Genomic DNA, 14,443 nt, shown 5'->3' on the forward strand with positions numbered 1-14,443 from the left:
AGCATATTCCTTGTTTTATCCATATAATTACTGAAATGCGCCTTTACCTGTCAAAAATATATTACCGTAAATAATGTACCGTTTTATCCCAAAAGATTTAAAAACAGTTCTTTATTTACTATTTTTGCAGATTTGATACGTGATTTGAGCCGTGATTTTCGAGCATATACGTTAGCCACCGTATCCTTCATGAATAAGCTAATTACTTGTGGTGAGAATCCTACAAAAATATAGCATAACAGCCTGGTGTCAGAAGTTTTCATGGTCGGAAAATCTTCCTTGAGCTTGTACATGGCATTGTCATGACAAGTGTTTACGATTTTTTCCAATTCTTGCAGTATTTCATTGCTTTCTGCAAAATCTGTAATTATCTGCTTTACTTCATTAAATATGACTGACTGTTGCGATGTTGTATTTTCACGTTCATAGTAGGTCTTTNTTTCTGCAAAATCTGTAATTATCTGCTTTACTTCATTAAATATGACTGACTGTTGCGATGTTGTATTTTCACGTTCATAGTAGGTCTTTCCAAGTTTATCGACAATGTCAAAGCGTGAAGCAGCCAATCCTCTTAAATAACTTTCCGTAGTCTGCTGTTCTTTCACGCGTTCAGTAAGAGCCTTGTACTCGGAATTGGCTTTCTCTGTCAATAACAAATAATGGTTGGTACGATCACGTTGCATGCGTAAACGTTGGCGGACGATATACCAGGCAATTCCAATAATAAAAAAGGTAGCGGCTGCTATAGCTATTTCCCAGACAGTCCGGTTTTTCATTCTGTATTGGGCGAATTTTGTTCGCTCTTTAAAATAGTCCCGCTCGACCATACCGGCGGAGAATTGCATGTTTGAGCGCATTATTGAATCGTTCAAGTAGATATAGCGATGTACATTGTCCGTTGCTTTTTCAAAATTTTTAGCCTGCGCTTCGATATGGTATGCAGTGTATTGTAGTTCTGCCATGTCGCAAATATCAGTAGTGTGCGCCTTTGCAAGCTCCAGATAATACCGTGCACTGTCTATATGATTCTTCAAAAGACTTACATCTGTCAATGTGTGATATCCATATACCGTATCCTGTCGGGCGGAAAGTTCGATTCGCTGTAACAGGTCATTGGATATATGCCGTTTGGATATCACATATAGTGATGCAAGATTAGTAAGGCTGACTTCTATCAGATTACTGTTATTATGTTCATCGGCCAAGTCAAGAGCCGCCGAATACAGCCTTATTGCTTTTTCTATATCTTTTGAGTGAAAAGTAGCGGCTGCCATGTCAAGGGTTGCCTTTGTCTCCTCCTGGATATCACCCGATTGGCGGAAATTATTTCTGGCTTCGTGGAAATAATGATATGCCCGGCTGTAGTTCATTTGTTTATAATATACTTCACCGATCTGTCTGTATAAAAGCCCTTTGTAATAAGATTCATCGGTATCTGTCAGTTTCTTTTCTATTTTGAGAAAAAGACGTAATGCTCCCGGTTTATCACCTGTGCGTAATTTAATTCTTCCCCAATAATATAGAGTTTTACACTGGTGACGTAAATCTTTGGGGTAATGTTTATAATATTGCCAAGCCTGGCGGATCAATGAATCGTCAGTAACTTTCATTTGTTTTTTTTCCAAAGCTTCGGAATAGAGCAATGCATATCTGGCCTGTTCAGCCCGGTTGCCTTCTGGTTTGAGTTTTTGTAGTATTGCTAATGCACTATCCGGGTTGTTCTGCATTAGCTTTTCAGCCTCACTAAGGCGAGGGGTCTGTTCCCTGTTATAACAACCTGTAAAATAGAGAATAGCTGATAGTCCAATTATAATNATTAGCTTTTCAGCCTCACTAAGGCGAGGGGTCTGTTCCCTGTTATAACAACCTGTAAAATAGAGAATAGCTGATAGTCCAATTATAATCTTACATTTCATATTGCGAATATAATAATGTGTTTTATTTTTTGCATGGGCGATTAGGAATATTTTACCAATATAAATTATTCTTTAACTTATATGATTATCGCTCGCTATTTATATATATTTTTTATTGGGCCTAACAATATATAATTGCTTATTAGCATATTATATAATATGTATAATCGTAATAGTACAAAATAGCAGTAAGTTATTGCTATTCAGAGTAAAAGTATCAGTTCACTCGTTGTTGTTAAAAAATAAACTTGACTACCCTAAAGGTGTAAGTGTAAGTGCTTTTTTGAATTTTATCAAGGGTGTTAGATATGTGTTAGATTATTAATTGAACCATTTTTGCAAACTACTGATTATAAGTAAAATAAAAATCAATGTATTAGATTTATTCTTTTGTCCTACAACTAAAAAGCTCTGCAATCTTTTTACTTTTGCATTCGAAAAAAATAAAACAATAGATTATGAAGAAAATTGCTATTTTATTAGTTTTTACTTTGGGAACATTTATTGTAAATGCCCAATCAGTTGTAGAAGGAACAAAGTTTATGGACAATTGGTCTGTAGGAGTGAATGCAGGAGCAGTTACCCCTCTCACTCACGCCTCTTTCTTTAAAGGGATGCGTCCCGGTTTCGGAGTTGGAATATCCAAACAATTAACTCCTAGTTTTCGGTTTGGAATTTCAGGGAATGGGATATATCAATACAACTCCGAGTAAAACAGCTTTTGATGTTTTAGATGTCAGCTCGTTAAGTAAAATTAACTTAATAAATCTATTTGCAAGCTATCGGGGCAAACCTCGTTTGTTTGAGATAGAAGCTATTGCCGGAATGGGGTGGTTGCATTATTATGTAAATGGTAAAGGAGATGACAATTCATGGTCTACCCGTCTCGGATTGAATCTTAATTTCAACCTCGGTGAAACAAAAGCATGGACATTGGGAATTAAGCCCGCTATCGTATATGATATGCAAGGTGATTTTAATCAGGCAAAGAGTCGTTTCAATGCAAACAATGCAACATTTGAACTGACTGCCGGATTGACTTATCACTTCAAGATGAGTACTGGGAATCATTACTTTACTAAAGTAAAAGTCTACAATCAGAGCGAAATTGATGATTTGAATGTTGCTATTAATGCACTTCGCGAACAGGTGGGCAGTCGTGACAGAGAACTAAACAATGCTAACCAAAGAATTAGCGGTTTGCATAAAGAGTTGGAAGAATGTCGTACAAAGGTCGTTCCCATTGAAACAGTAGTCAAGACTGCCCGCGTTCCGGAATCTATCATTACTTTCAGACAAGGTCGCTCATCAGTGGATGCATCACAGCTACCGAATGTGGAACGTGTAGCCTCCTACATGAAGAAATATCCCGATTCAAAAGTCATTATTAAAGGGTACGCTTCTCCAGAAGGCAATGTTGAGATCAACGCAAAAATTGCTACCGCACGTGCAGAAGCTGTAAAAACAATCCTTGTTAATAAATACAAGATTAATACGTCTCGTATTACTGCCGAAGATCAGGGAGTAGGTGACATGTTTACCGAACCGGATTGGAACCGTGTAAGTGTATGTACTATCGAAGATTGATGTAATAAGAATATTTGGAGTTGTTGAAGGTAAATAAAAAAGGAAGCCCGAAATCTGAGGGCACTGAAAAAGTTCTTTTTCTCCGTTAGCTCCTCTTCTTATGAATTGGCTCCAAAGTTGCATGGCGTATGATAAATTTCATTTGCATGCAACTTTTCCTTATATTGGTAGTGAGTAATCGTCTATTGGTATACATGCACGCTGGCAACGACACTCTCAAAGGAGACTTTGAAAGAATGCAACTTCAGTCCGCTTTTCCCATCTGCTCCGACTACGGCTCGGAGGCTATCGTCCTTCTGATCTTTGACCAAAAGAACTTCTTGGTCTTTGATTTTTTTGCTCATATTACTATGTATTTAATGACGTCAGTAGCGGTTTACAGACAAAAGTAAACAAAAAAAAGTGAGTGCTAGAGATTGTAAATAAGTGAGTATTTGTAGCTTTGATATGATTAGGAGTAGCATATTGAAAGTTATAAATTTCATTTGCTGAATTACCATAAATGGGGAATGGTAAGTAAAAAAATCATCATTTTAAGGTATTGCAACCGAAAAAATATGTGACTAATTTTGCGTTATAAAATAAAGAATTATGTTCTGACCTATGCAAACAACGAAGGATTATATACGTAAGCTATTGCTGGAAACAGCGCAGAAAGCTTTTTTCGAAAAGGGCTTCAAGTCGGTGTCTATGCGTGAGATTTCTAAGTTGTCGGGCATTGGTCTGAGCAATATATACAATTACTATCCCTGTAAGGACGATTTACTGGTTGATGTGTTGCGTCCTCTTTTGGCTGCTATGTACAGGATGCTGGAAGATCACAACCGACCGGAGAATTTCTCCCTTGACATATTTATCTCAGATGAATATCATCGTGCATCTTTGCAGGAGCTTATGGGCATTATAACTCGTTACCGAAGTGAATTAAATTTGCTGTTTTTCTCTACGCAGCATTCTCGCCTCAAAGATTATTTGGAAGAGTGGATTGAGAAGAGTGCCACAATAGGGATGGAATATATGGAAAAGATGAGAAGACTCCATCCGGAACTACATACCGATATTTCTCCGTTCTTCATGCACTTCACCTGCTCTTGGTGGATTAATATGATGAAAGAGGTGGTGCAACATAAGGAACTTTCCTGCGAAGAGATAGAGTGTTTCATCAGTGAGTATATTCGCTTTAGCACGGGAGGATGGAAGAAACTCATGAATGTAAAGAATGAAAGATGAAGGCAGAACTATTGAAACATCCTGTCTGTCAAGAGATAACTAATCAAAACATCCGTTTCTCGTCTTGTCTGCAATGCAAGCCTTGCGGAAATGATTGTACGATTGTAAACAATCGAATCTCTTTTGTATTTGATTCCGAGACAATAGGCATCAGCTACCTTCTGCTCGACTCCACACCTATAGCCTGCATGGACAGATGCTGCAATCTTGTCAGGCAGCGTTTCGTTTGATGCAGGAGTTGGAACGCCGAGTCATTCCAGAAGAATCACTAAATAATAATCAGCATATGAGTATCATCAACATCATCAGCAACGACGAATTAACACTCGTACAAGGAGTCAACGGGCTTTTCTTCTGCGAGGAGTCATGGGTTACGCAAAGCAGGGCAGTCTCCCGTATCGGAAAGGTTTTGCCCAAAGAAATTATTGGGACGAAAGATCAAAGTACCAACATCGTACATCCGCAGACTGACCGAACTAAACTTAGTTGCCAAAAGCATGAAACGTCTTATTTCTAAATCTAACTGTTTCTCCTACCGAGCGAGCCGCCTGCAAAGAGCGGCTCGCTTTGCTTCTGAACAAAACAAACTTTTGTTCTCTTTTGACGCACTAACTTCCAATCCATCATAGCCATGTCTCAACCAGTACTTATAGCATTTTTCCTAACATCGTTTGCCGGTATATCCACAGGGATAGGCAGTGCGATTGCATTTTTTGCTAAGCGCACCAATACTTCATTCCTTTCTCTTTCATTGGGATTTTCAACAGCAGTAATGATTTATATGTCTTTCGCCAATCTGTTTGCCTCTTCTTTGCAGACTCTTGCCAATATACATGGCAAGGACGACGGAACTCTTCATTCCACACTTTCTTTTTTCGGGGGAATCGTATTGATTCTACTTATTGATAAGCTAATTCCTCACTACGAAAATCCACACGAAATGCATCGGGTGGAAGAAATGAGCTTAAAGGAAGAACGAAAGACTGAAATAAAGCCTCAATTATTACGCGTCGATGTAGTGACAGCCTTGGTGCTGGCAATACACAATTTCCCGGAAGGTATGGTTACGTTTCTTGCAGCATTGAAGGATATAAACATTGCTATACCTATTGCCTGTGCCATCGCCATACATAATATACCCGAAGGCATTTCCGTCTCCGTTCCGATCTATTATGCTACAGGTAATCGTAAACGGGCCTTTTGGCTTTCATTTCTATCGGGATTGGCCGAGCCGGTAGGAGCCGTCATCGGCTATCTTATCTTGGCACCATTCCTCAATGACCATGTTTTCGGCGTTATTTTCGGGATGATTGCCGGTATCATGGTATTTATCTCGCTTGATGAGTTACTACCCGCTGCCGAAGAATACGGTAAGCACCATCATACTATCTATGGTTTGGTAGCAGGCATGGCGGTTATGGCACTCAACCTGCTGATGTTGTGTTAGCAAGACTAAGTAATATAAAAAACATAAGTAAAAAAAAGAAAGAATATGAACACTTCTCACTCCTGCCGTTGTCACGTGCATGATGCCCACAAAGAGCATTCTTGTGTCCACGCACATTGTCACCATTATCATATGTAGCCCCAAAGTGGAAAGCTATTTCTCGTCACGCTGCTGAATGTGTTGAAATGAATGAACTTACCAATAACAAACGATATGAAAATAGAAAGAATCAATGACTGGTTTGCCCGTCAGGGCAGATGGATGGTACAAAAACGATGGCTTGTACTAAGCTTGTTTATCCTCGTCTTCGCCATAGGATTTACAGGGTTAAGATATTTCAAGGTGAGTGCTTCGTGGGAAAACTACTTCCTCGAAGACGACCCGATGCTTGTCAAGACCAAAGAATTCAAGGATATATTCGGCAATGACAATTTTGCCGCCGTACTGACCCAATGCGACAATTCGTTTATGAAAGAGAACTTAGAGCTCATCCGCGAACTCACGAACGAAATGATGGATAGCATTTCATACGCCGACAAAATCACTTCGCTCACTGACATCGAATTTATGGTAGGGAATGAAGAAGGAATGACTATCGAGCAGATAGTGCCTGACCTTATTCCCACTGATGCGGCAAGTCTGGAAACGATACGTCGCAAAGCCTATATGAAGCCACATATTGCCGAGCGGCTTGTCTCCAAAGATGGTACGCTCTCGTGGATTATTCTCAAGTTGCGTACCTTTCCTAAAGATTCAGTGTGGAATAAAGGTAAGAATGCCGTTTCTCCTGAAGTGCTAACGGGGAATGAGCTGGAGCATATCATCACTAAAGACAAATACCAAAAGCTCCATCCCAAAGGCACAGGCTTGCCCTACGTTACCGCCATGAAGATGAAATGGATTGGCAAAGAGATGCCCCGTGTGATGGGCATTGCCGCACTCGTTTCCATTCTTATTTTGTTACTCATAACACGCTCCCTACGGGGCGTTGTCGTTCCACTTATCACGGCGGCAGGCTCAATTGTGATTGTGTATGGACTGTTGGGATATGTCGGCATGACGATAGACAGCGGTATGATGATGATACCTATGCTGTTGGCGTTTGCCGTCTCGATAGCCTATAACATACATATCTTTTCCTATTTCAAACGGCAATTCCTTCTACACGGAGAACGTCGACGAGCCGTAGAAGAGACCGTGGGTGAAATGGGCTGGCCTGTGTTGTTCAGTGCACTCACCACCTTTGCCGCCCTGCTGTCGTTTCTCGCTATTCCGATGCAGCCCATGCGGTTCATTGGTATCGCTACCTCCTCGTGCGTGATGCTGGCTTTCTTCATTGCCATTACACTGATGCCCGTGCTGTTGAGTTTTGGCAAGAACGGCAAACCTCATCCCAAAGTGCAGGAAACCGGCGGACGGTGGCTCGACCATCAACTGGGGCGTTTGGGAGAAAGCGTACTCCGGCATGGCACATTGATCCTATGGATTGCAGGGCTGCTTACCGCAGCACTCATTTATCAATTCACCAAGATAGAGACCGCCTTTGACATAGAACGCACCATGGGACGTAAAATAGCCTATGTAAACAATCTGCTGGAAGTAGGTGAAAGCGAACTGGGATCCATCTACACCTACGACGTCATGATAGACCTGCCCGAAGACGGCTTGACAAAATCGCCGGCAATGCTTGTACGCTTAGACTCTCTGGCACAAAAGGCCGAAGGCTATAAGCTAACCAAGCGAACGACTACAGTGCTGAATATCCTAAAAGACCTGAATCAAACCCTGCACGAAGGAGATGCGGCTTATTATCGTATTCCGACGAATCCGGAAGAGGTGGCACAACTGCTGCTCCTTTACGAGAATGCAGGCGGTAGCGAAGCGGAATATTGGATCGATTACGACTATCGACGTTTGCGCCTGATGGTGGAGATCAGCAGTTTTGACTCCGGCGAGGTAGAACGAGAGTTGAACGATATTGCAGCCAATGCCGCCAGGCTCTTCCCCGAAGCTTCTGTCACTACAGTGGGTAGTATTCCGCAATTTACCGTGATGATGCAGTACGTGGCTCGCGGGCAGATGGTTTCATTTGCCATCTCTCTCCTTATTATCGGCATCCTAATGATGTTGGTCTTTGGCAGTGTACGCATCGGGCTTATCGGTTTGATACCCAATATCACTCCGGCTTTGGTGGTCGGCGGACTGATGGGATGGCTGGGCTACCCGTTGGATATGATGACCGCAACCATTATGCCGATGATCCTCGGTTTGGCTGTCGACGACACCATTCACTTCATCAACCACGGGCATTTGGAGTTCGACCGTCGAGGTAATTATCGGGATGCCATTCTCCGCTCGTTCCGTACGATCGGGACACCAATCATTCTGACCAGTGTCGTGATATGTGCGAACTTCGCTATTTACATGACTTCCGAAGGCCTCTCTTTTATACACATGGGTCTGCTCTCCGTAGCGGGTATCGTATCGGCACTCGTGGCCGACCTCTGCGTTACACCCGTGTTATTCCAAAAGTTCCGGTTATTCGGGAAAGAGATAGAAACCAATGAAACAATCAATTAATATGAATACATTAAAGAAACTTCAATTTTACATGGGCAAACGCAAGGTGCTTATGCCCATAGCCCTGACACTGTCGGGATTAAGCGGTCTGCTCTCGCTTATGCCGTTCATCTTCATTTGGCTTATCGTACGCTCGCTACTATTGACTGGCAGCGTTGCCTCAGGAATCCCTATCAACGTCTATGCATGGTGGGCGGTAGGCACAGCCGTTGCCGGCCTTGTCATTTACTTTGCCGGGCTGATGCTTTTGCACTTAGCGGCGTTCCGGGTAGAAACCAATATGCGACGTACGGCTATGAGAAAAATCATGCAGATGCCGCTTGGCTTCTTCGACCGGAATACCAGCGGACAGATGCGTAAGATTATTGATGAAAATGCTTCTGAAACCCACACGTTTGTCGCACATCTCTTGCCCGACCTGGCGGGGAGTTTTATAGCCCCGCTGTCGGTTATAATATTGATCTTCGTCTTCAACTGGCAACTTGGTCTGGCGTGCCTGATCCCCCTCACGGCGGCTGTCTTCATCATGACACGGATGAATACAACTGCTCAGAAGGCGTTCCAAAATGAATACCTCGGAGCACAAGAGCATATGAGCAGCGAAGCGGTGGAATACGTACGTGGTATTTCGGTGGTGAAAGTGTTCCAGCAAACGATATTCTCTTTCAAACGTTTTTACGACAGCATCATCGCCTACCGGGATTTAGTTACCAAATACACGCTGGGTTGGCAAAAGCCGATGTCACTCTACACGGTGGCCATCAATAGCTTTGCTTTCCTACTTGTCCCCGTAGTCATATTGCTTATCGGCAACAAAAGCGAAAACATTGCCCCCATCATCACCGATATGTTCCTGTATGTGCTGATTACTCCGGTGATAGCAACCAATGTGATGAAAGTGATGTATCTGCAACAAGATATGTTTCTGGCAGATCAAGCCATAAGCCGGGTGGAAAACCTGACGAGTAGCGAACCACTCCCAATAGCCGAAAATCCGGAGAAAATCACCGCTTGCGATGTGACATTCGAGAACGTTTCGTTTGCCTATCCCAATGCCGGTCAAAATGCCGTAGACGGTATCAGCTTCCACCTCCCCGAAGGGAAGACTTTTGCCCTTGTGGGGCAATCGGGAGGAGGGAAGACCACCATTGCCCAACTCATTCCCCGCTTTTGGGACGTATCAGCAGGTAGTGTGACGATTGGCGGAATAAATGTGAAAAACATTGCCAAAGACAACCTGATGAACCACATCGCTTTCGTCTTCCAGAATACAAAACTCTTCAAGACCTCTTTGCTGGAGAACATCAAATACGGTAATCCGGCAGCGAGTGATGAAGCCGTGCAACGTGCCATAGACCTTTCCCAAAGTCGGGAGATCATCGACCGGCTACCCAACGGATTGAACACGAAGATAGGAGTAGATGGAACATTCCTTTCGGGAGGGGAACAGCAACGCATTGTCTTGGCCCGGGCCATCTTGAAAGATGCGCCGATTGTTGTCCTGGACGAAGCAACAGCTTTTGCCGACCCCGAAAACGAACACCTGATACAAAAAGCCCTGCACGAGCTGAGAAAAGGAAAGACAGTGTTGATGATCGCCCATCATCTGACTAGCGTACAGGATGCCGACAAGATACTGGTGATAGCACAAGGCAAGATTGCCGAAGAAGGCACACACAGCGAGTTGATAGCCCGAAACGGCATCTATAACAGCATGTGGAATGAATATCAACGAACCGTGACATGGACGGTATAAACCTCAGGAGACAACATTATGAATATTAGTAAATATTTTCAACACAGATTCACCTTATCGGAAGACGGGGCAAAGACCTTTATAAAAGGGGTTATAGCTTCTCTTTTTCTCAACCTGGCACTGATGCTGCCGGTAATCTTCATCTTTCTGTTCATCACCGATTACCTGCACCCTGTTATCCAAGCCGGGAACAGCACGACGCACGGGCTCTGGTACTACGTGCTGACGGCTCTCTGTTTTATGACGGTACTCTTTGTGATTGCGATGATACAGTACAAGAGCACCTACACGAAAATCTATACCGAGAGTGCCAACCGTCGTATTGGCATTGCCGAGAAGCTGCGTAAATTGCCTTTGGCTTTCTTCGGAGAAAAGAATCTTTCGGATCTCACCGCTACGATGATGGAGGATTGTAACATGTTGGAAACCCTCTTCTCTCACACAGTTCCACAACTCTTCGCCTCTGTCATCAGCATTATCTTGATTGCCACCGGGATGTTCTTCTACAACTGGCAACTGGCCCTTGCTCTCTTTGGGGTCGTACCGGTAGCGACAACGGTCATCTTCTTAGGAAAAAGGCTTATGGATAAAGCTAATAAGGAGTACTATCACGTAAGGCGTGATACGACCGAGCAGATACAGGAAGGGCTTGAAGCGGCGCAGGAGATTAAATCGTACAACGGAGAGGCAGCCTATTGCGACCGTTTAGACAAACAGCTCGAGATATATGAAGCCACTCTGCAGCGAGGCGAATTTCTCGGAGCGGGGCTTGTGGGCAGTGCACAGTCTATCCTGAAACTTGGTTTGGCAAGCGTTATCATTGCGGGAGCTTATTTACTTGGTTTGGGCAGCATCGACATGTTCACTTACTTGGTCTTCCTGCTCGTTGTAGCCAGCATCTACAACCCCATCATGGACGTGTTCAACCATATGGCGACACTGATACTACTCGATGTGCGTATCGACCGCATACGTGAGATGAACGACATGCCCGCACAGCAAGGCGATGAGGATTGCACGGTAGAGGGTTACGACATCTGTTTTGACAAGGTCGATTTTGCTTACGAGACAAGCAAGCAGGTGCTGCGCAACGTCTCTTTCACTGCCAAGCAAGGCAAAGTAACGGCACTTGTGGGACCTTCGGGGGGAGGCAAAAGCACTTCGGCAAAATTAGCTGCCCGCTTTTGGGATATTCATGGCGGAAAGATCACACTTGGCGGACGGGACATCTCAAAAATAGATCCCGAAATGCTCTTGAAAAACTATGCCGTAGTCTTTCAGGACGTGTTGCTTTTCAACGCTTCCGTCATGGACAACATCAAAATCGGGAAGAAAGACGCTACCGAGGAAGAGGTGAAAGCGGTAGCACGTCTTGCCCGTTGCGATGAGTTCATCGCCCGGCTGCCCAACGGTTACGACACCTTGATAGGCGAAAACGGAGAATCGCTATCGGGAGGCGAACGCCAACGCATATCCATTGCCCGTGCGCTTCTCAAAGATGCTCCTGTCATCCTCTTGGACGAAGCAACGGCAAGTCTGGACGTAGAGAACGAAACGTTGATACAGGCCGGTATATCGGAGTTGATCAAGAACAAGACCGTCGTCATCATCGCACACCGTATGCGCACCGTTGCCAACGCTCATCATATCGTGGTGCTGAAAGACGGAACCGTCGCAGAACAAGGAGCACCCGACGAACTGCTTGCCCGAAACGGCGAATTTGCCCGCATGGTAGCACGGCAGAAGGAGACCGGAATATAAATCGAATCAATCAGAATCAATTATAAAGAAAAAGGACAAATGAAGAGATCAATCGCAGTAGTAGCCATGCTTGTGGTGGGGTTCGCTGCCACAACATGCGCACAAACGGGCAGAGAGATTGCCCAAAAGGTAAAAGACCGTCCCGACGGCGATACCCGTCGGTCTGAAATGGTTATGACGTTAATCAACAAACGCGGAGCGGTGCGCGAACGCAAGCTCATTTCCTACTCCATCGATGTGGGCAAAGAAAAGAAAGACCGCAAGAGCATCATGTTCTTCCAATATCCCGGCGATGTAAAGGGGACGGGCTTCTTGACGTGGGATTATGATGAGCTAAACAAGGACGATGACAAATGGCTCTATCTGCCCGCCATAAAGAAAACGCGCCGTATCAGCGGTTCGTCTGCCAAGCAAGACTACTTTATGGGTAGCGACTTTACCTACGACGACATGGGCAGCCGCAACGTGGACGAGGATACGCACACGCTCCTGGGCGAAGAAACCGTCGACGGACAGAAGTGCTGGAAACTGGAATCCTTGCCTAAGGACAAGCGTGATATTTACTCCAGGAAAACGGCCCTGATACGTCAGGACTGTCTGATACCTGTCAGGGTGGAATATTACGACAAGATGGGCAAGCTGCACCGTCGTCTCGAGATGTCGGATATTGCCAAGGTAGAGGGCTTCTGGGTAGCCCGGAAGATGCACATGACCAACGTGCAAACCGAGCATCAGACGGTTCTCGAAATCAAGAATCCGACGTACAACATTCCCATGGAGGAGAGCAAGTTTAACGTGACCACGTTAGAGAAAGGCAGGTTCTGATGAAAGCGTTCAATCGTCTTTCCGCGGGGCTTTGCCTCTCGGTCTTTCTGTTTTGCCCCGTGCATGGAGTTTGGGGACAAGGAGCGGGCGAATCGTCGTGGCAGCTCAAAGGCCTTGTCGACACCTACCACGCCTTCCGCTCCGAAAAGCCGAACGATTGGATGTCTTCCCGTACCCGACTCAGGGGCGAGGTCGGCAAAAACTTCGCAGGCTCTTCGCTCTTCGTCTCGTTCAACGCTACCTACAACGCCTTGCTGAAAGAGCGCACCGGCTTTGAACTGCGGGAAGCATACCTTGACCATCGGCAGGAGCACTGGGGCTTTCGTCTCGGGCGACAACTTGTCATCTGGGGTGCGGCCGACGGCGTACGTATCACCGACCTCGTCTCACCCATGGATATGACCGAGTTCTTGGCGCAAGACTACGACGACATCCGCATGCCCGTCAATGCCCTGCGGTTCTTCGTCTTCAACGACAAGATAAAGCTCGAACTGCTTGCCGTTCCCACTTTCGAAGGATACAAGCTGCCCACCGATGCCGCCAATCCGTGGAGCGTGTTGCCTAAAGAAACACCCCGGTCCCTTGTCTGGGACGCGGAGGGAAGCCGCCCCGAGCTACGCCTCTCCAACGTAGAATACGGGGGCAGGCTCTCTTTCGCCCTGCCGGGGGTAGACTTCTCGCTTGCCGCGCTGCATACGTGGAACAAGATGCCCGTCATCGAGTACAAACCATCGGGCTCCCAACTTACGGTTTCGCCCCGATACTACCGCATGGGATTCGTCGGAGGCGATGTCTCAAAGCCCTTGGGACAGTTCGTGCTGCGCGGCGAAGCGGCCTTCAACCTCGGGAAGCATTTCAGCTACATACAGCAAGCCGCCTCCACCCCTCAAAAAGGATTCAACACCATCAATTGGTTGGTGGGGGCCGACTGGTATGCCCCTCATGAATGGACAGTGATGGCTCAGTTCTCTTCCGAGAGTATTTTCAAGTACGAAAGCTACGTCGCACAGCCCCGCCATAATTCGCTCCTTACGCTCTGCGTGTCGAAGAAGTTACTGGACAGCAACTTACAGCTTTCCGACTTCACCTATTTCGACCTCAACCACAAGGGCTGGTTCAGCCGTTTCACGGCTGACTATGCCCTGAACGACCACATCCACCTCTTGGCAGGCTACGACTGGTTCGGAGGAAGCGAGGGTATGTTCGGCCCGTATAAGCACAATTCGGAAGTATGGGCAAAGGCTAAATACTGCTTTTGAGATCCACACCATTTTAATAACCATAAACAAAATTTGAAAAGATTATGAAGAAGACATACGACAGCAGTTAAAGAGAATGCGG

At 45.2% G+C, this 14,443-nt stretch carries 10 protein-coding genes and 1 pseudogene; 10 read left to right on the plus strand and 1 reads right to left on the minus strand.

Annotation, left to right across the window (positions count from 1 at the left end):
- Positions 1–83: 83 nt before the first annotated feature.
- The gene (locus tag KQP79_RS09295; protein WP_264386641.1) at positions 84–1,727 is read right to left on the minus strand and encodes a tetratricopeptide repeat protein; all 1,644 of its coding nucleotides are present in this window, start codon (positions 1,725–1,727) and stop codon (positions 84–86) included.
- 647 nt (positions 1,728–2,374) lie between these two features.
- Between KQP79_RS09295 and KQP79_RS09305 the strand changes: the two are divergent.
- The 10 genes and pseudogenes from KQP79_RS09305 to KQP79_RS09350 all read left to right on the plus strand — a co-directional run bounded on the left by KQP79_RS09305 (position 2,375) and on the right by KQP79_RS09350 (position 14,361).
- Positions 2,375–3,503, plus strand: a pseudogene (locus KQP79_RS09305) (OmpA family protein).
- A gap of 603 nt (positions 3,504–4,106) precedes the next feature.
- Positions 4,107–4,733 (plus strand): TetR/AcrR family transcriptional regulator, encoded by a 627-nt coding sequence (locus KQP79_RS09310; protein ID WP_004309917.1) that lies wholly within the window; start codon positions 4,107–4,109, stop codon positions 4,731–4,733.
- Positions 4,730–4,963 (plus strand): hypothetical protein, encoded by a 234-nt coding sequence (locus tag KQP79_RS09315; protein WP_004318707.1) that lies wholly within the window; start codon positions 4,730–4,732, stop codon positions 4,961–4,963. The genes KQP79_RS09310 and KQP79_RS09315 overlap by 4 nt, the downstream gene beginning before the upstream one ends.
- A 56-nt stretch (positions 4,964–5,019) precedes the next feature.
- On the plus strand, positions 5,020–5,250 hold the full coding sequence (locus KQP79_RS09320) for a hypothetical protein (protein ID WP_004309916.1): 231 nt from the start codon (positions 5,020–5,022) through the stop codon (positions 5,248–5,250).
- A 114-nt stretch (positions 5,251–5,364) separates the two neighbouring features.
- Positions 5,365–6,180: a zinc transporter ZupT gene (gene zupT, locus KQP79_RS09325; RefSeq protein WP_004309915.1), complete on the plus strand. Its 816-nt coding sequence runs from the start codon at positions 5,365–5,367 to the stop codon at positions 6,178–6,180.
- A 213-nt stretch (positions 6,181–6,393) separates the two neighbouring features.
- Positions 6,394–8,760 carry an efflux RND transporter permease subunit gene (locus KQP79_RS09330; protein WP_004309914.1) on the plus strand — a complete coding sequence of 789 codons (2,367 nt, stop codon included), beginning with the start codon at positions 6,394–6,396 and terminating at the stop codon, positions 8,758–8,760.
- Position 8,761: 1 nt separating this feature from the next.
- A complete protein-coding gene (locus KQP79_RS09335) occupies positions 8,762–10,516 on the plus strand; it encodes an ABC transporter ATP-binding protein (RefSeq protein ID WP_004309913.1) in 1,755 nt (584 codons plus the stop codon).
- Positions 10,517–10,534: 18 nt separating this feature from the next.
- Positions 10,535–12,277, plus strand: a complete 1,743-nt coding sequence (locus KQP79_RS09340) for an ABC transporter ATP-binding protein (RefSeq protein WP_004309912.1) — start codon at positions 10,535–10,537, stop codon at positions 12,275–12,277.
- Positions 12,278–12,316: 39 nt separating this feature from the next.
- Positions 12,317–13,102, plus strand: a complete 786-nt coding sequence (locus KQP79_RS09345) for an outer membrane lipoprotein-sorting protein (protein ID WP_004309911.1) — start codon at positions 12,317–12,319, stop codon at positions 13,100–13,102.
- Positions 13,102–14,361, plus strand: coding sequence for a DUF1302 family protein (locus KQP79_RS09350; RefSeq protein WP_004309910.1), 1,260 nt, complete (start codon positions 13,102–13,104; stop codon positions 14,359–14,361). The genes KQP79_RS09345 and KQP79_RS09350 overlap by 1 nt, the downstream gene beginning before the upstream one ends.
- Positions 14,362–14,443: the final 82 nt, after the last annotated feature.

It is taken from the genome of Bacteroides sp. DH3716P (assembly GCF_025914115.1).
In the GTDB taxonomy this organism is placed as follows: Bacteria; Bacteroidota; Bacteroidia; order Bacteroidales; family Bacteroidaceae; genus Bacteroides; species Bacteroides ovatus.

Excerpts from the sequence above, each read along its gene's own strand:
- KQP79_RS09310 (WP_004309917.1), top strand. The coding sequence starts at position 4,107 with ATGCAAACAACGAAGGATTATATACGTAAGCTATTGCTGGAAACAGCG.
- KQP79_RS09315 (WP_004318707.1), top strand. The coding sequence starts at position 4,730 with ATGAAGGCAGAACTATTGAAACATCCTGTCTGTCAAGAGATAACTAAT.
- KQP79_RS09320 (WP_004309916.1), top strand. The coding sequence starts at position 5,020 with ATGAGTATCATCAACATCATCAGCAACGACGAATTAACACTCGTACAA.
- zupT (WP_004309915.1), top strand. The coding sequence starts at position 5,365 with ATGTCTCAACCAGTACTTATAGCATTTTTCCTAACATCGTTTGCCGGT.
- KQP79_RS09330 (WP_004309914.1), top strand. The coding sequence starts at position 6,394 with ATGAAAATAGAAAGAATCAATGACTGGTTTGCCCGTCAGGGCAGATGG.
- KQP79_RS09335 (WP_004309913.1), top strand. The coding sequence starts at position 8,762 with ATGAATACATTAAAGAAACTTCAATTTTACATGGGCAAACGCAAGGTG.
- KQP79_RS09340 (WP_004309912.1), top strand. The coding sequence starts at position 10,535 with ATGAATATTAGTAAATATTTTCAACACAGATTCACCTTATCGGAAGAC.
- KQP79_RS09345 (WP_004309911.1), top strand. The coding sequence starts at position 12,317 with ATGAAGAGATCAATCGCAGTAGTAGCCATGCTTGTGGTGGGGTTCGCT.
- KQP79_RS09350 (WP_004309910.1), top strand. The coding sequence starts at position 13,102 with ATGAAAGCGTTCAATCGTCTTTCCGCGGGGCTTTGCCTCTCGGTCTTT.